This is a genomic window from Kitasatospora sp. MAA19 (assembly GCF_029894125.1).
GTDB lineage: Bacteria > Actinomycetota > Actinomycetes > Streptomycetales > Streptomycetaceae > Kitasatospora.
The window spans coordinates 30,558-47,936 of sequence record NZ_JARXYZ010000051.1; the positions used below are offsets into that span (position 1 = coordinate 30,558).

General features: G+C 72.4%; 13 protein-coding genes and 1 pseudogene. 9 read left to right on the forward strand and 5 right to left on the reverse strand.

The genetic code is table 11. The features are described from left to right. The first annotated feature begins 63 nt into the window (after positions 1-63). The 4 genes from P3T27_RS38535 to P3T27_RS38550 all read left to right on the forward strand — a co-directional run bounded on the left by P3T27_RS38535 (position 64) and on the right by P3T27_RS38550 (position 3,092). Positions 64-603: a PadR family transcriptional regulator gene (locus P3T27_RS38535; RefSeq protein ID WP_280686005.1), complete on the forward strand. Its 540-nt coding sequence runs from the start codon at positions 64-66 to the stop codon at positions 601-603. Positions 604-707: 104 nt separating this feature from the next. After that, positions 708-1,439: a hypothetical protein gene (locus P3T27_RS38540; protein ID WP_280686006.1), complete on the forward strand. Its 732-nt coding sequence runs from the start codon at positions 708-710 to the stop codon at positions 1,437-1,439. A 331-nt stretch (positions 1,440-1,770) separates the two neighbouring features. After that, positions 1,771-2,736 carry a DUF4331 family protein gene (locus tag P3T27_RS38545; protein WP_280686007.1) on the forward strand — a complete coding sequence of 322 codons (966 nt, stop codon included), beginning with the start codon at positions 1,771-1,773 and terminating at the stop codon, positions 2,734-2,736. Positions 2,737-2,852: 116 nt separating this feature from the next. After that, positions 2,853-3,092: a helix-turn-helix domain-containing protein gene (locus tag P3T27_RS38550; protein ID WP_280686008.1), complete on the forward strand. Its 240-nt coding sequence runs from the start codon at positions 2,853-2,855 to the stop codon at positions 3,090-3,092. A 53-nt stretch (positions 3,093-3,145) separates the two neighbouring features. Here P3T27_RS38550 and P3T27_RS38555 read toward each other — a convergent pair whose 3' ends face one another. From P3T27_RS38555 to P3T27_RS38565, 3 genes are all read right to left on the reverse strand, one after another. Beyond that, complete coding sequence (locus P3T27_RS38555; RefSeq protein WP_280686009.1) at positions 3,146-3,487, reverse strand: hypothetical protein; 342 nt, start codon at positions 3,485-3,487, stop codon at positions 3,146-3,148. Positions 3,488-3,949: 462 nt separating this feature from the next. Further along, entirely contained in the window at positions 3,950-4,390 is a 441-nt protein-coding gene (locus P3T27_RS38560; protein ID WP_280686010.1) for a hypothetical protein, read from the reverse strand. A gap of 207 nt (positions 4,391-4,597) precedes the next feature. Then, positions 4,598-7,759, reverse strand: a complete 3,162-nt coding sequence (locus P3T27_RS38565) for an EAL domain-containing protein (protein ID WP_280686011.1) — start codon at positions 7,757-7,759, stop codon at positions 4,598-4,600. Positions 7,760-7,982: 223 nt separating this feature from the next. On the opposite strand from P3T27_RS38565, the gene P3T27_RS38570 reads away from it, so the two are divergent. The 5 genes and pseudogenes from P3T27_RS38570 (at position 7,983) to P3T27_RS38590 (ending at position 15,941) form a co-directional block, all read left to right on the forward strand. Beyond that, a complete protein-coding gene (locus P3T27_RS38570) occupies positions 7,983-11,408 on the forward strand; it encodes an amino acid adenylation domain-containing protein (protein WP_280686012.1) in 3,426 nt (1,141 codons plus the stop codon). Further along, a complete protein-coding gene (locus P3T27_RS38575) occupies positions 11,405-12,160 on the forward strand; it encodes a leucyl/phenylalanyl-tRNA--protein transferase (protein ID WP_280686013.1) in 756 nt (251 codons plus the stop codon). Before P3T27_RS38570 ends, P3T27_RS38575 begins: the two co-directional genes overlap by 4 nt. Before the next feature lie 160 nt (positions 12,161-12,320). Next, a complete protein-coding gene (locus P3T27_RS38580; RefSeq protein ID WP_280686014.1) occupies positions 12,321-12,956 on the forward strand; it encodes an SRPBCC family protein in 636 nt (211 codons plus the stop codon). A gap of 123 nt (positions 12,957-13,079) precedes the next feature. After that, positions 13,080-14,579, forward strand: a complete 1,500-nt coding sequence (locus P3T27_RS38585) for a hypothetical protein (RefSeq protein ID WP_280686015.1) — start codon at positions 13,080-13,082, stop codon at positions 14,577-14,579. Between the two features lie 154 nt (positions 14,580-14,733). Beyond that, positions 14,734-15,941: pseudogene (locus P3T27_RS38590) on the forward strand (IS3 family transposase). Here P3T27_RS38590 and P3T27_RS38595 read toward each other — a convergent pair. Then, positions 15,898-16,353: a transposase family protein gene (locus tag P3T27_RS38595; protein WP_280686016.1), complete on the reverse strand. Its 456-nt coding sequence runs from the start codon at positions 16,351-16,353 to the stop codon at positions 15,898-15,900. The pseudogene P3T27_RS38590 and the gene P3T27_RS38595 overlap by 44 nt on opposite strands. Positions 16,354-16,530: 177 nt before the next feature. Continuing rightward, positions 16,531-17,013: a hypothetical protein gene (locus P3T27_RS38600; RefSeq protein ID WP_280686017.1), complete on the reverse strand. Its 483-nt coding sequence runs from the start codon at positions 17,011-17,013 to the stop codon at positions 16,531-16,533. Positions 17,014-17,379 lie beyond the last annotated feature (366 nt).

Consider the following 17,379-nt stretch of genomic DNA (forward strand, 5'->3'; position numbering starts at 1 on the left):
ATCCCGGCCTGCCCCGACGGACCCTAAGGCCGACCTACTCCGACGGACCCTAGGATCGACGGCATGTCGCTGCCGCACGCCATCCTCACCGCCCTGCTGGAGAAGCCGTCCTCGGGGCTGGAGCTGACCCGGCGCTTCGACAAGTCGATCGGCTTCTTCTGGCCCGCCACCCACCAGCAGATCTACCGCGAACTGGGCCGGCTGGAGGCCTCCGGACACATCCGGGCCCTCCAGCCGTCCGGCCCCGTCCGCGGGCAGAAGAAGGAGTACGAGGTCCTGTCCGAGGGCCGCGCCGAACTGGCCCGCTGGACGGCCGAGGGCGACGCGCCCCGCGCGGTCCGGGAACCGCTGCTGCTGCGGCTGCGCGCCGCCGCCGTGGTCGGCACGGACGGCCTGGCGGCCGAGCTGCAGCGCCATCTGACGCTGCACCGCGCGCAGTTGGACGACTACCTGGAGATCGAGCGGCACGACTTCCCGGTCGAGGCGGCGGACGGGGAGAACCGCCTCCAACACGCCGTGCTGCGGGCCGGCATCGGCCTGGAGGCCTTCTGGGTGCAGTGGCTCGCCGAGACCATCGAAGCGCTGCCGTCGGACCGGCCCTGACCTGCGGGTTTCCCGCGCAATCCGGCTCCCCGCGCGCCCCGCCCCGGCCCCGGTGGGAGACTGGTGATCTGTCCCTGCCCGAACTCTCGACCGGGGGCCAATCCATGCATCTCCCGAGGCCTCTTAGCGCCCTCACCGCCGCAGCCCTCCTCGCGGCGGTCACCTTCGGCCCGGCCCACCTCGCCACGGCCGTGGCGCCCACCCAGGACCTGCCCTCCACCGATCAGCTCACGTCGGCGCTGCTCACCGTCGACGACGTCGGGCCCGGCTTCACGGAGGTCCCCAGCACGGCCAGCCCCGGCCCCGAGGAGAACCCGACGCCGGCCAGTGGCTGCGACGCCCTCAGCGCCCTGATCACCATGCACACCGGCGAACCCGGCCCTTCGACCCCGCACGTCGAGGTCGCACTGGACGGTCAGGACGGCAACCCGATGGTAGCCGAGGCCCTCACGGCCGAGGACCCGGCCAAACTCACCACGGACGTCAACACCGCCACCGACGCCCTGAAGAACTGCCACACCATCACCTTCGACGCCGGCACCGACGACACGGTGACCTTCACCGTCACCCCGATCACCCTCGGCGACCGCCAGGACGCCCCCGCCGTCCGCCTCGACGGCACCCTGGCCGGCGTCCAGCTCAACGCCTTCGTCGGCATCGAACGCTTCGGCACCGTCGGCCTGGCCTTCGCTTTCTATCAGCGCGACGGCGACTCCTCCCAACTCGCCTCCGTGCAGTACCGCACCGCCGTCGCCAAGGTCGAGCACACCCTCGGCATCACCGCCGGCGCCACCACCCCACCCACCGCCCCCGCCACCAACGGCACCGCCGTCTGACCCGGCGCCATCCGCCACCGCGGCCCCGGAGCGGGCCACGGTGGTCTGGCGCGCCTGGAGCCGTACCGGACGGGGACAGTGCCGGTCCGCCCGCCCTTGACCTCAAGTCCGCTTGAGGAGCGAGGGTGGTCGGCGCAGGCGCTCAGGCCTCGACGCGCTGCCGGTCCCGCACGGGGGTCGGGGTCGGGGCGTTCCGGGTCGGTGCGCTCCGGGCCGGTGCGTTCCGGGTCGGGCGTGCGCGGGGTGGCGGCTGTCCGCTGATCAGCGGACAGCCGCGCTCCGCACGGGTGTCGTCGGGACCGGCCCGGGCGGGCCCTGCTACGACAGTCCCATGTCCCACCACCTCAGCGGCCCCAACCTCCGCTCCCCCCGAGGCGACGCGCGGCTCGACCTGACCGACCTGTTCGCCTTTCCGGCCGCCGACGCGTCCGGGCGGACCGTCCTGATCATGAACGTGAACCCCTACGCCCCCACCCGGGCGGCCGAGTTCCACCCGCAGGCCGTCTACCGGATCAACATCGACAGCGACGGCGACCACCGCGCCGACGTCGCCTACTCCTTCACCTTCTCCGCCCCCAGCACCGGCGGACAGAGCGTCACCGTCCACCGCGCGACCGGCACCGCCGCCCAGCGGCACGAACCCGCCGGCGACGTCCTCTTCTCCGCCGTCCCGGTCGCCTTCGGTGACGCGCCCGACGTCGTCGAGACGGACGGCTACAAGCTCTCGGTCGGACTGCGCAGCGACCCCTTCTTCGCCGACCTCGAAGGGATCGTCAACGACTTCACCTGGACCGGCAAGGACGCGATGGCCGAGGCGAACATCTTCGGCATCGCCCTCGAAGTCCCCGACGCCGACCTCGGCCCCGACCCGACGATCGGCGTCTGGGGCCGGGTCAGCGTCCGCGAGGGCGGCCGGCTCCTCTCCGTCGACCGTGGCGCGCACCCCTCCCTCACCGCCTACTTCAACAAGGAGGAGGTGAAGGACGCGTACAACGCCGGCGAGCCGGCCGACGACTGGGACACCTACCGCGAGGCCTGGACGGCCGTCCTCCAGCACGCCGGGGACTACACCACCGAGGCCGCCACCGAGACCCTCAAGCTCGTCCTGCCCGACATCCTCCGCTACGACCGCTCCCGCCCCGCCGCCTACCCCAACGGCCGCACCCTCGTCGACGACGTGACCTCGGCCCGCCTCACCATGGTCTCCGGCGGCAAGATCACCAGTGACCACATCCCCCCGCACACCGACCTGCTCCCCACCTTCCCCCACCTCGGCCATCCGCACCCCGTCAAGTAGCGGGTCAAGTAGCCGGACGACAAAGCGGCGGTCAAGAATCCTTGACCGCCGCTTCGCCCTTCTCGTCCTGACTATGTGTCAGGCTGTGCGACCCCACGGGTCGATGAGGAGATTCGGTGAACCACGCACGCCCGCTGATCGAGGACTTCCCCGCGCACCCGGACGGCGACCCGGCCGCGGCCCTCGCCCGCGCCGTCCACCAGCGCCGCACCGCCCTCGGCCTCTCCACCGCCGACCTCGCCAAGCGCGCCGACCTCACCGAGGCCCAGATCCGCACCATCGAAGCCGGCCACGCTGCCCCCACCCTCCCCCTCCTCACCGCCCTCTCCCGGGCGCTGGAGGCGGAGGCGTTTTGAGGTCGTCCCGATGACGAGAGTCGGAACGGACTGAATCGATCGACCGGACGCCGTCAGGAGAACAGCCTCCACGGCCAGCGCCTGCGCCGTTCGGTACTCGCCGACGACTCGTCGAGTTCCGGATAGGCGCCGTCGGGTCTGTTGTGTCCGATGTCGAGGTCCTCGCCTGCCCGGTCGGAGACCCACCCCGGCCCGTAGTTGGACCAGACCGAGATTCCGTCATCCGTCACCTGGACGACAAAAGGGATCTCGGTACCGGCCGGGGCCTCGCAGTTCACGACGACCGCTTCGCCCGGCTCCATCCAGAAGTCGCTCCCCTCGGGCTCGAGCATGAGCTCAACCCGTTGATCAATACGGTTCTCGATCTCGACCTTGAATATCGCCTTCGATTCCATTGGAACATTATGACGCGGCCGTCATCGAAGCACCCGGAGGGAGTGTCAATAACTTGGGCCACCCGCCGTTTGTCGGGGTGGCCCAAGGTCGATCAGCTACTTCCGATCAATAGCGGCGTTACCTTCTGCGCCACTTCCTGAGGACATAACGCGTTGCCGCTTGGCCGGGCGGTCAACTCACCGGCCTGAAGATGAGCGGCAGCGGTGTCCGGCCTGCCCACCGGGCGCCGCTACCTCGGCCCGGGCCGAGATAGCGCATCCAGATGAATGGATCCGCGTGGTCGGAACCCTGCCCTGCAGCTCGCGGGTGTCGACCCGGCGGCCACGCCACCCCGACCCTCCCCCCTCCTCGCCACGTTCTCCCGGGCACTGGAGGCCACCGCCTAGGCGCAGACGGTCCGGCGCCATGTCGTCGAGTTCCTGCGGATCTCCAGGACGAATGGATTCCGTATCTGCTGTTGACTACAGCAGGTGGTGCTTCTGGTGCTTTCCGTCGAGTGATGCCAAAGCTGTGTGGACCAGGCCGGCTTGAGGGCTGGTCGCGCATTCCTTGAGGAATGCGCGAACCCTTGTTGCGGACCACCCGGCGGCCGCGGCGGTCGGCCAGAAGCGCAGTCCGTTCGACGGGGCGAGAGGTTGGACGTGGTCGAGGATCATGTCGATGACCTCACTCGCCGGGGTCAGGTGGAGCATGGCGACGGCTCGGAAGGCGCCATCGGCGAGCATGGGGTTGTGCCGGCTCAGGCACCACGAGATCGACTCGCGCGTGCCTTCCTGGGCGACCCCGAGTCGAACGATCGCGTCGCCCAGTGCCAGGTAGAGGGTCGTCGCCTTGATCGGACGTTCCGCGAGATCCCGTAGAAGGGGCGCGGCCGGTGTGTAGCGGCAGGTGCCGGCAGCCATCGCCATCTGGTACTGCGTTTCCCATGTTCGGGCGTCCCTGACCTCCCGCTCAAGCGCTGCGAGGAGTGCCGGGCCGGCAGCTGGGTCGGCGAGCTTCCGTCGTCTTTTGGCGGCGGATCGGCGCTTCGGGGAGCTCTTGTCGCCGAGTTGATTGATCGATTCCTGAACCGGCGTGGGAATCCCGGGCGGAATCCCCGGGGCGCCGCGTCAGACTTGCTCGTAGGTGGTGTCCCCGACGAGGGCACGGGCCTGGGGGGCGGTCAGGGGGTGGGCGAAGAGGTAGCCCTGGCCGAGGGGGCAGCCCATGGCGGCGAGGAGGTCGCGTTGTTCGGGGTGTTCGATGCCCTCGGCGATGACCTGGACGTCGAGGGTGTCGGCGATGCGGACGATGCCCTCGACGAGGGCGTACTGCTGGGGGGAGAGGCCGAGGCCGTCGATGAAGGACTTGTCGATCTTGAGGATGGAGATCGGGAACTCGCGCAGGTAGGAGAGCGAGGAGTAGCCGGTGCCGAAGTCGTCGATGGCGATGCCGATGCCGAGGCCGTTGAGGGTGGCCATGTCGGCGTGGACGCGGTCGTCGCGGCGCATCAGGACGGATTCGGTGAGTTCGAGGACGAGGGTGTGCGGGTCGATGCCGGAGGCGTGCAGGGCGCCGCGGACGACGTCGACGAAGCCGGCGTCGCGGAACTGGCGGGCGGAGACGTTGACGTTGACCCGGAGCGGGGGCCGGCCGGCGGCGGCGCGGGTGGCGGAGCTGGCGGCGTGCCAGGCGGCGGCCTCCTGGGCGGCGCGTTCCAGGATCCAGGCGCCGAGGGGGACGATCTGGCCGCTCTCCTCGGCGAGGGCGATGAACTCGTCGGGCAGGACCATGCCGCGCCGGTCGTGCGGCCAGCGGACGAGCGCCTCGAAGGCGACCAGATCGCCCGTGCGCAGGTCGACGATCGGCTGGTAGTACAGCTGGAAGGCGGATTCGGCGATGGCCGTGTCCAGGTTCTCGTTCAGCTCGTGCCGTTCCACCAGCCCGGCCTGCAGGGCCGGCTGGTAGTGGTGCCACTGGCGGCGGCCGGCGGCCTTGGCGGAGTAGAGCGCGAGGTCGGCGTGGGTGAGCAGTTCGGTGGCGTCCACGCTGTCCTCGGTGGTGGCGACGCCGATGCTGGCGGCGACCCGGACGGCGCCCGCGCTGAGCTTGAACGGTTCGGCGAACACCGTCAGCACGGTGTCCGCGATGGCGTCCACGTCCGCCGGGAGCAGCGCGTCCTCCACCAGGACGGCGAACTCGTCGCCGCCGAGGCGGGCGGCGGTGTCCGAGCTGCGCAGGGCGGTGGAGATCCGCAGTGAGACGGCGACCAGCAGTTCGTCGCCGACCGCGTGGCCCTGGGTGTCGTTGACCACCTTGAAGTCGTCGAGGTCGAGGAAGAGCACGCCGGTGACGGCGCCGCTGCGCTGGCCGCGGGACAGCGCGTGGCCGACCCGGTCCTGGAACAGCACCCGGTTGGCGAGGCCGGTGAGGGAGTCGTGGAAGGCCCGGTGGGTGAGTTCGCGCTCCATCTGGCGCTGCTCGGTCACGTCGCGCAGGGTGAGCACCAGGCCGCCGACGGTCGGGTCGGCGCGCAGGTCGTTGAAGCGCACCTCGGCCTCGATCGGGGTCCGGTCCTGCCGCAGCAGCCGCCAGTGCTCGCGGGGCTGTTCGCGTGACGGCGGGCCCGCCGGAGGGGGTTCGGCCGGGCCGCGCATCCGGGCCAGGGCCTTGCCGACGGCCCGGCTGTCCTCGGGCGGGACGAGGTCGGTGAGCAGGGTGCCGTCGAGGCTTGGGTGGCCGAGGACCCGTTCGGCGGAGGAGGAGGCGTAGCGGACGCTGTCGTCGGCGTCCAGGATCAGGATGACGTCGCTGGCGTTCTGCACCAGGGTGCGGAAGTACAGCTCGCTGTTGCGGCGGTTGACCTCCTGGCTCAGCACGACCCGTTCGACGGCCAGGGCGGCCTGCCCGGCCAGGATCTCCAGCGAGCCCCACAGGCTGGTGAGTTCCTGTGCGGTGCCGGTGACGATGAGCGCGCCGATCAGCGGGTCGCCGGAGGGGCGCTCGTCGAGGGTGAGCGGGCACAGCAGGGCGGAGGGCATGCCGTCGAGGCGGGTGGCCAGGTCGCTGCCGATGTCCTCGATGGGCAGGAGCCGGGTCTCCCGGTAGGCGGCGAGTGCGAGCGCCTGGCCGGAGTCGGCGGCGGGGCCGAGGAGGTGCTGGGCGGCGCCGCGTTCGGCGTGCCGGACGTGCAGGACGCCCGCCTCGGTGACGGCGAGCAGCGCGACGTGTCCGGGTTCGGTGGGCATCAGGGTGGAGGCGGCGGCCTGGACGGCGTCCGCGACCTCCTCGACGCTGAGGGCCGCGGTGAGCCTGGCGCCGGCCTCGCGCAGGGCCCGCTCCCGGGCGATCGCCTGCCGCCGGGCGACCACGACGACCGCCAGCCGGGCCAGCACCAGCAGGTAGAGGAGCGCCGAGAAGGTGCCGATCACGCCCGCGTTGCGGGTATTGCCGTTCAGCGACTCGATGATCAGGATGGCCGGGGCGATCAGCGAGGCCAGGGTGAGCAGGACGAGGCGGCCGGCGCTCAGGTCGGGCTGCTGGGTGGGGACCGGTCTGGTCAGCTCGACCATGGACGGGTGCAGCGCGGCCGCGCCCCAGGCGGTGTAGAACGCGGCCCAGCCGAGGTCGACGCCGGTGCCGATGTGCCAGCCGCCGTGCAGCTGGATCAGCCCGTACAGGGTGTCCGAGACCAGGATGCCCACGGTGCCGACGGCGAGCAGTTGCAGCGAGCGGCTGTTGCCGCCGCGCGGGGTCAGCAGCCGCAGCAGCAGGGCGAGGACGACCACGTCGCCGAGCGGGTAGGCGATCGAGACGGCCTTCTGGAACCAGCCGAGGTCGGGGTTGAGGGCGTACGGGAGGATCAGGTAGATCCAGGCGAGCAGCGCCAGGCCCATGGTGAGGATCAGCGCGTCGAGGAGGCCGGCGCGGTCCTGACGGGCCGTGCGCCAGCGGATGAAGCCGAGCACGCCGGCCGCGTACAGCACGAACTCGGCGAGGTAGAAGCCGTCGGCGACGGACGGGAACGGGTTGTCGAGGTGCAGGAACTGGGTCTGGACGACCTGCACGACCTCGCCCGCGGAGAAGCTCAGGTTGGCGAGTGCCAGCAGGTACCAGAACAGCGCGTGCGCGGGGCGGTTGAGGCGGACGCCGACCACGATGGCGGCGACGCCGCCGAGGCCGATGCCCGTCCACCAGATGATCCGCTGTGCGGGGAAGGCGTAGTAGATGCCGGTGAGCAGCACCATCCACAGCAGGTAGCAGACCATCAGGCGTTGTCGCCGAGGTGTCAACGAGGCTACCTCCTCCGCGACGTCACCCGGCCGGTCGGACGGGGGAGTTCGGGCGAGGGCGGGTCTTGGCGGTGGAGGGGTCATCTCGTTCCGGGCCGACGGGCGCACAGGACCGTGACGTCCGGTCGGATCGCGATCGGACGCTCTCCCTGTGGCGTGAGTGCGTATAGTCGGAAATGTCGCACCCCCTAGCATTCTGCCGCCACAGCACGAGGTCAAGCCGGTGGACGACGCAGCAGACAGCGCACAGGGCGTACGAACGGATGTGAACTCCGGGCGGCACGCCGTGGTTCGAAACGACAACGGTCAGTATGCGATCTGGCCCGGCGACTTGACCGTGCCGGGCGGTTGGCAGCGGGTGTACGGGCCGGCCGCCCGCGCCGCCTGCCGGGCCTACGTGGAGCGCGAGTGGCGCCCGCCCGGGCTCGGGTTCCCCGGGGAGCACCGCCGCGGGCGGGCGGTGGCGGCGGGCCTGGCCGACACCGTGCACGGCCTCTTCGCCTCCCGCGCCGCGCGCGACCCGGACGCAGTCGCCGTGATCGCCGAGGACGCCACGCTGAGCTACCGCGAGCTCGACCGGCGCAGCGACCGGCTGGCCCGCGCGCTGCGGGCCCGCGGGGTCGGCACCGAGCAGGTCGTGCCGGTCTGCCTCGATCGCGGGGCGGGCCTCGTCGTCGCCTGGCTCGGGGTGCTGAAGGCGGGCGCGGCGTTCCTGCCGTTGGACCCGGGGTTCCCGGAGCGGCGGCTCGCCCGGCTCGTCGAGGACTGCGGGGCGCGGGTGGCCGTCACGGACGGTAGGGACCTGCCGGGTACCGAGTCGCTCGCGGTGGACGCCGGGGGATTGACCGGCCCGCTGCCCGAGGGACCCTCGCCGGACGGCGCCGGTCCGGATGGCGCGCTGCCGGGCGATGCCCTGCCGGACGACGTCGGGCCGGACGACCTCGCGTACCTGATCTACACCTCCGGCACCACCGGCACCCCCAAGGGCGTCCCGGTCACCCACCGCTCGCTGGTGTTCACCCTCGACCGGGTCGTCCGCGGTTACGGGCTCACCCCCGGCGAGCGGGTCCTGCAACTCGCCGCGCTCGGCTTCGACACCGCGCTGGAGCAGGTCTTCGCCGCCCTGCACGCCGGGGCCAGCCTCGTCCTCGGCGGCGGCCGCACCTGGGCGCCCACCGAACTGGTGCAGGGGATGGACGAGCTCGGCCTCGCCGTCGTCGACCTCACCCCCGCGTACTGGCACCACGTGCTCGCGCTGCTCCCGCCCGGCGGACCCGGCCCGGACGGGCTGCGGCTGGTCCTGGTCGGCGGGGACACCGTGCACGCCGACGACTGCCGCAGCTGCCTGGACCGGCTGCCCGGCGTCCGTCTGGTCAACGCCTACGGGGTCACCGAGGCCGCCGTCACCTCCACGCTCTGCGAGGTCACCCCCGCTCTGCTGGACGCCGCGCCGGGCGGGCCGGCCGCGCCGGTGCCGATCGGCCGACCGCTGCCCGGCGTGCGGGTGCACGTGCTGGACGCCCGGCTCAACCCCGTCCGGCCCGGTGAGAAGGGCGAGATCCACCTCGGTGGGCCCGGCCTCGCGCGCGGCTACTGGCGGGCCCCCGTGTCGACCGCCGAATCCTTCCTGCCCGACCCGTACGCGCCGGTGCCCGGCGAGCGGATGTACCGCACCGGCGACGCCGGGCGTTGGCGGGCCGACGGACAGCTGGAGATCTTCGGCCGCTTCGACGACCAGGTGAAGGTGCGCGGCTACCGCGTCGACCCCGCCGAGATCGAGGCTGTCCTCGCCGCCCACCCCGAGGTCCGGCAGGCCCGGGTCGCCGCCGACGGCGAGGCCTCCGACGGCAGCCACGTGCTCACCGCCTACTACACGCTCGCCGACGGCGCCGCCGACGCCGGCACCGCCGCCGCCGGATCCTGGGCCCGCCGCGTCCGGATCCGCGCCTACCTGGCCGAACGGCTGCCCGCGTACCTGGTCCCGACCGAGTTCGTGGTGCTGGCGGACCTGCCGCTCACCCCGGCCGGGAAGGTCGACCGCCGCCTCCTGTCACGTGCCGATCCGCGGGCGCACCGGCCCGACGGCGGGGCGCGCCAGCTCGACGGCGGGGCGCACCGGCCCGACGGCGGGCCCCGTGCGCCGGACGACGGACCGCACGCGTTCGACGGAACCGTCGAGGCCGCGATCGGGCACCTGTGGACCGAACTGCTCGGCGGCGAGGAGGTCGGCCCCGCCGACGACTTCTTCGCCCTCGGCGGCAACTCGCTGCTCGCCATGGAGATGCTCGCCCGCGCCCGGATCATGCTCGGCATCGACGTCACCCGGATCCGTGCCCTCACCCGCGCCCTGCTGCGCGACGCCACCCTGCGCGCCTTCGCGACCGCCGTCCGGCTCGCCCGCGCCGACGGCTCCGGCGCCGGCGAGGCCGCCGTCGACTGGGCCGCCGAAGCCCGACTCACCCACCCCGTGGCGCAGTCCTGGAGCCCCGCGCCCAGCCGCGCCGAGCCCGCCGAGATCCTGCTCACCGGCGCGACCGGCTTCTGTGGCGCCCACCTGCTGCACGCCCTGCTCGCCACCACCGGGGCCCGGATCCACTGCCTGGTCCGCGCCCCGGACGAGGAGCACGCGCTGGAACGCCTGCGCGCCGCCCAGCAGCGCTTCCTGCGGCACGACCTCGTCGACCCCCGGGTGGTGCCGCTGGTCGGCGACCTCGCTGAGCCCGGACTCGGATTGACGCAGCGTCAGTTCGACCGGCTGGCCGGGAGCCTGGACGCCATCCACCACCTCGGCGGGCAGGTCAACTTCATCTACCCGTACCACCAGCTGCGCGGGCCCAACGTCGGCGGTACCCGCGAGATCGTCCGCCTCGCCGGGCACAGCCGGGGCATACCCGTGCACTACCTGTCCACGCTCGCCGTGCTGGCCGGCTTCGGCGCGGCCCGCGTCGGCGAGGTCACCGAGCGGACCCCGCTCGCCCACCCCGACAAGCTCGGCGTCGGCTACGTCGAGAGCAAGTGGGTCGCCGAACAGCTGCTGCACAACGCGGCCGCCGCCGGGCTGCCGGTCACGGTGCTGCGCACCAACGACGTCACCGGGGACCTGGCCACCGGCGTGATGAACACCGGCACCGAGATCTGCGCGCTCATCAAGTACCTGGCGGACAGCGGCACCTGCCCGGACGTGCGGCTGCTGCTCGACTTCGTGCCGGCCGACCGGTTCGGGCGGGCCGTCGCCCACATCGCCGCCCACGCCCCCGCCAACGGCGAGGTCTACCACCTGACCTCGCCGGACCCGGCCGTCCTCGCGGACCTCGCCGAACGGCTCCGGGCGCGCGGCCACCCGATCGCCGAACTCCCGTACGGGGAGTGGGTGCAGGGCCTGGTCCGGTTCGCCGCCGGGCACCCCGGCCACCCCATCACGCCGTTCGTCCCGCTGTTCGTCGACCGCGCCCCCGGGTCGCAGCTGTCGCTCAGCGAGATGTACTTCCGGCCCACCTTCCCGCGCTTCGACCGGACCAACACCGATGCCGCGCTCGCCGGCAGCGGGATCGAACTGCCCGCCGTCGACGCCGGGCTGCTCGACCATTACCTGCGGCGGCTGGCCGCGGAGGGCTTCCTCGGGCCGCCGCCGCAGGCGCCGCGCGGATGAGCGTCTTCGACGGGGTGGACGTCCGGGGCGGGCCCGGGGACGGGCCGGTGGCGTTCGGGGCCGGGCTCGGAGCGCGGGAGCTGCTGGCGGCGTACCGGCGCGGCCTGTTCCCGATGCCGGCGGCGGACGAGTACGCGAGCGCGTACAACGAGGCGCGGTACGAACCGGCGGTCGGGACGGGGGAGTCGTCGCTGTTGCCCGGCGGGGACGATCCGTACGCGCTGGCCTGGTGGTCGCCCGACCCCCGGCCCGTCCTGCCGCCCGGCGGCGTCCGGCTCGGCAGCCGGCTGGCCCGGCGGCTGCGCCACCGGTCGCCGTGGTGGACCAGTGCCGACCGGGCCTTCGGCGAGGTGCTGGACCGCTGCGCCGAGGGCCGCCAACCCGTCTGGCTGACCGAGGAGTTGAGGGGCGGGCTGGCCCGGTTGCACGCCCTCGGCGTCGCCCACAGCGGTGAGGTGTGGGAGGGGGAGGAGCTGGTCGGCGGGGTGTTCGGCGTGGCCGTCGGGCCCGTCCTCAGCCTCGACTCGATGTTCCACCGCCGCCCGGACGCCGCCCGGGTCGCCGTCGCCGACCTCGGGGCGCGGTTCGCCGCGGCCGGCGGGCGACTGCTCGACGCCCAGTGGGACGGGCCGCACATCCGCAGCCTCGGCGCCGAGCCGATGCCCCGGGCCCGGTACCTGGCCGAGCTGGCGGCGGAGGTGCCGGTGGGTCCGCTGTCGGGCGAGGCGCTGCCGGTGGCGCGACTGGTCTGACCTGCGGGTTCGGCGCGGCTCGTAGGGCTATGCGCTCAAGGGATAGTGAGAGGTTCTAGCGAAACCTGTTGACCCTTCACGCCGCCTCGCGTTATAACTTCTAACGAACACGCTGGCATCTATCTCGGCGCGACAAGCCGACCGATCGAGGGGAACTCCCATGTCCGGCCTCCGCCGCACCGGAATCCGCACCGCCCTGCTCGCCGTCCCGCTCGCCGTCAGCCTTCTCGGCGCCGCCGCCGCGCCCGCCGGGGCCGCCACCTCCCGACCCGGCGCGTCCCTCACCTGCCAGGGGAAGGGCGTCGACCCCAAGGCGCTGGTCCGCTACCGTGCCGAGACCGTGATCGACGCGCCGCTGCGCACCATCTGGAAGGTGCAGACCGACGTGGAGCGCTGGCCGTCCTGGCAGGCCACCGTCGAGACCGTGGAACGCCTCGACGGCGGTCCGTTCCGCAAGGGTTCGGCCTTCCGGTGGACGACCCCGGTGCCCCCGAACCCCTCGACTCCCGCCACCAGCCTGGACATCACCTCGACCGTCGAGCAGCTCAAGCGCGGCTCCTGCATCCGTTGGACCGGCCCGGCGACGGGCGAGGGGCTGCGCATCGACGGCGTCCACGTCTGGAACTTCACCACGGTGCAGGGCGGTGTCCGGGTGAGCACCGAGGAGACCCACGCCGGTGCCCAGGTCGACGCGAACGTTCCCTTCGCGACCGAGATCCTTCGCCAGGGTCTCGACGCCTGGCTGCGGGACCTCAAGGCCGCCGCTGAGGCCCGCGCCCATCACCGGCCGCGCTGAGTCGCGAACCGAAGTCCGCTGTCGGGCCATCCGTCGTCGTCGGGGCGGGCGGACTGACCTGCGATTCGGCGCGGCTTGGCCTGTCTTCGACAAACTTATTCCTCGTCAGTAACATGACGCCGCGTGTTCAAAAGCTCCATAGGCAGGGCTACTGCCCCCGCCTTCCTCACCCTCGTCCTCGCCGGGGTCGCCGCGTGCGGGCCGACCACCACCGGTACCCCGCAGGCCGCCGTCGGCACCCCCGAACCGGCCGCCACCACCGCCGCCACCCCAGCAGCCGCCACCGGAGGCCCGACCGCCGCACAGCCCGCGGGCACCCCCCGCGCCCGGGCCGCCGCCCCGAGCCGGACCCCCGCCACCGGGCGGCCGACCGCCGCCGGCGCGCCGGTCACCGCCGCCCCGGCCGGCGAGCGGCAGGCCGCCATCGCCGCCCCCGCCAAGGACGGCGGCGCGGCCACCGCCGCCACCCAGAACCTCCAACTCACCGCCTACGACCCGGCGGGCGGCACGGCCGTCCTCTCGGCGCCGCCGTCCGCGAGCCCCACGGCCACCGCCACGGCCACTCCCGCCCCCGCGGTCCAGCCCGGGCAGCTGATCGCCAGTCCGCCCACCGCCGCCGCGCCACAGGGCGCGCTGGTCGCCGTCACCGGGGTCCGCCCCGGCGCGGGCGCCAGCCTCAACCTCACCACCCGCCCGGCCACCCTCGCCGAACTCCTCGGCGGTACCGAGGCCGACGGCAGCGTCCCCGTCGACCCGCACGGCATCACCGTGACCCCGCTGGTCAAGGACCTCAAGGCCACCGTCGGCGCGGGCATGGCGGGCGTGCAGGCCGACGCCTCCGGGACCCTGGAGGTCGACGTCAAGGCCCCCGTCCCGCTGCCCGACGGTGCGAGCGTGGACGCCTCCGGCTCCCTCCAGCTCCACCCCGCCGTCCACTTCGCGTACCACGGGGCGGCCGCCGGCAGCCCGCGTACGGCGTCGATCGGCTTCGACCTCGGCGCCCACGCGCAGTGGAAGGTGACCGGCGACCTCGCCCGCAGCACCGGCGCGGCGCCTGTCCGGCTGCCCTTCGCCAAGCTGCAGGCCAGTCCGGTGCTCACCGTCGCCGGGCTGCCCGTCGTCGTCAACCTCGGCCTCACCTGCTACCTGGAGATCAGCGCCGACGGCCAGGTGCACCTGGAGGCCGAACAGGAGGCCACCGGCACCTGGTCCGTCCGCGCCGACTACACCGGTGGCAAGGGCTGGACCCCCACCACCGACGCCGACACCAAGGTTTCCCCGGTCCGGGTGCGCCTCACCGGCAAGGCCGGCGTCCGCGCCGCCCTCGGTGCCCAGGTCTCCGTCGGCCTCTACGACACCGTCGGCGTCGAGACCACCGTCGCCCCCTACCTGCGGGCCCAGGCCGAAGGCTCGCTGACCGCCGACTCCTCCGGCAACCCGCCGCAGGCCCAGGGCAGTTGGTCCCTGGTCGGCGGCATCGACCTGACCGGCTCGCTGCTCGCCCACCTCAAGGTGTTCGGGACCCCGGTCGTCGAGGGCACGTTCCCGCTTCCCCCGTTCCATCGTGAATGGCCCCTGGCGGCGGGCTCCGTGGCCCTGCCGTCCCCGCGTCCGAGCAGCTGACGATCGGGGAAAGCCTCGAAGCACCGCACGTCGGCGCGGGACCGGCTGCCCCCCGTTGGTCTCCAGGGGGGTACGCCGGTCGCGGGCCTTTCCCTCTATGTGTGGACACCCTGGACACTGGACCTTGAGGATTCAGAGGATGAGGAGTCCCCCCGTGGTGATGAAGGTGTACTCGCCGGAGTTCAAGGCGGACGCCGTCGCGCTGTACGTGAACAATCCCGGGCGTACGATCCGCTCGGTCGCCGACGACCTCGGTGTCAATCACGAGACGCTGCGGAACTGGATCAACGCTCACCGGGCCCGCCAGCGCGAACAGGTCGCCGACGGCCCGGCCGCCGGCCCCGGCGTCCCTGTACCCTCCGAGAACATGCTGGAGAAGGAGAACAAGCAGCTCAGGGCCCGGGTTTGAGAGCTGGAGACCGAGCGGGAGATCCTGCGCCGGGCGGCCAAGTATTTCGCGGGCGAGACGAGCTGGTGAGTCGCTTCCAGTTCGTTGACGGCCACCGTGACGCCTTCGGCGTGAAGCGGCTGTGCGAGGTGCTGGGCCTGTCCCGCTCCGGGTTCTACCGGTGGTCGGCTGCCTCGCCGGCCCGCGAGGCCCGGCGCCGGGCCGATGAGGACCTGGCGGCGCGGATCACGGCGATCCACACGGAGTCCGACGAGACCTACGGCAGCCCGCGCGTCACCGCCGAGCTGCGGGCGTGCGGCGTCGCGGTCAACCACAAGCGGGTGGAGCGGGTGATGCGCGAGCGCGGGATCGTCGGCGTGCACCTGCGCCGGCGCGTCCGCACCACGGTGGGCGAGCCGTCCGCGGTTCCGGTGCCGGACCTGTTCGGCCGGGACTTCACCGCTGCGGTTGCGAACACCAAGTACATGGGCGACATCACCTATCTCCCGGTCGGTGACGGGGAGTTCCTCTACCTCGCGACAGTGCTGGACTGCTTCAGTCGCCGGGTGGTGGGCTGGTCGATCGCCGACCACATGCGCACCGACCTCGTCGCGGACGCCCTTCGCATGGCCGCCGCAACCCGCGGTGGCCTCGGTGGAGCGATCTTCCACAGTGATCACGGGGCTCAGTACAGCTCGAAGCAATTCGCGGACCTGTGCCATGAGTTGGGCGTCACGCGGTCCATGGGCGCCGTGGGGACCTCGGCGGACAACGCCGCCTGCGAGAGCTTCCACGCAACCCTGAAGCGGGAGACTCTCAAGGGCGCCCGCCGCTGGGCCGGGGCCCGCGCCTGCCGCCTGGCCGTCTTCCGGTGGCTCACCAGGTTCAACACCTGGCGCAGACACTCGGCCAACGGCCATCTCAGCCCCATCAGCTACGAACGTCAGTCAGATAGCATGATGCTTGCCGCATAACCGCACGAACGTGTCCATGCTTCGGGGGGAAGCCCCCCACGTGCTCCAGGGCATGGTTGAGCCGGGTGGTGAACCGTGCGTACGGGGCAGCCAGCCGCGAGAACCGCTCAGCAAACGTCCGACGCGGACAGTCCGCCGCCCCACAGATGAAACGCCGGACCACCAACCGGATCACGAAGCCCTGCTCAGCGAGCGGAAGATCCTTCAATCTGCGGCGATAGCGGTCGTGCACCCGGTCCGAGAAGCGGCCACAGTCCGGACACTCCGCCCCGGCACCCCGGCCCCGCGCCACCACCTCGACCGTACCGAACAAGGCGGTCACCGCCTCGACGTCCAAGTCGTCGATCCCGTCGAACACGAGCGAGTCCCAGAACGATGCGTTGGTCTGCATGACCAGCACGATCACCGCCACCGGCCGACCACGGCAGATACCACCAATGAGTTGACGGAGTGTCACATCCGGCTGCCGGGCAGCCAGGCGTACGCGGTCTCACGCGACCCAGCCCCTCACAATCGAACACCAAGGTGACGCTCCGCGACCGCTCCCCAAGATCTGTGCCAGAACCCACAACTCACGTACAAGGCCAGGTCAGCCCGCGAGCGGTTGGGCGACTGAGACAGTGACCCGGTCACCGAAGCGGCCGCGCAGGTCTGCCTGGGCGCTGGCCAGATTGCCGCTGACGCCGACCTCGACCACGCCGAGCGTGAAGCTCACTGCCGATCCGTCGCCCACCATGACGATGCTGTAGTCGCTCGTGTGCCCTATCAGTGCCGCGACCCGGTTGCGGGTGGCGGCCAGCTCGCTGATCGAGCGCGGCGCGTCGCGCAGGTTCACGCGCACGCCCAGACCCAGGTGGGCGAGGGCGGCGTCGAAGCCGCCACCGCCCGGCTTCCGGTAGACGATGACGCAACCGTCCGGAACGTCCACCATCAGGCCCGTGAAGACATCCTGGTAGGAGCCGCCGAGGTGTGAAACCGCATCCGCAGCCGTGTCCAGCTGCTGCTGATCCGGTCGGGCCGAGCTCGGCGGAGGGCTTGCGGCGGCGGGGGACGCGGCGGCACTCGTCGGCACGGGAGCGGACGGCACGGGAGCGGACGGCACGACATTTGTCTGTCCAGCGCAGGCTGCGCAAGCCAGCAGAGCCGTCAAGGCCAGGGTGACAGCGGTCAGGTGTATCGGCGTTGGGGTACGGGGCATCGATCCAGCCTCATTTCATCGGCGACGGTTCGTGATCGTACGCGGGCGCGAAGCGGCGTGCGTAAAGAAGGCCGGCACCCTGGGCCCGGATCCATCGATGGAGCGCCGTCTCCAGGCCTCTGGCATCCGGGAGTGAGCTTCCCTTGGTGTGCGGGAGGTGCTGATTAGCTGGTCAGGGCGGGTGTGGGTGGTTCGACGGCCACTGGTTCGGTCGTCGCCTGGTCGGCGTAGTGCTTCGCC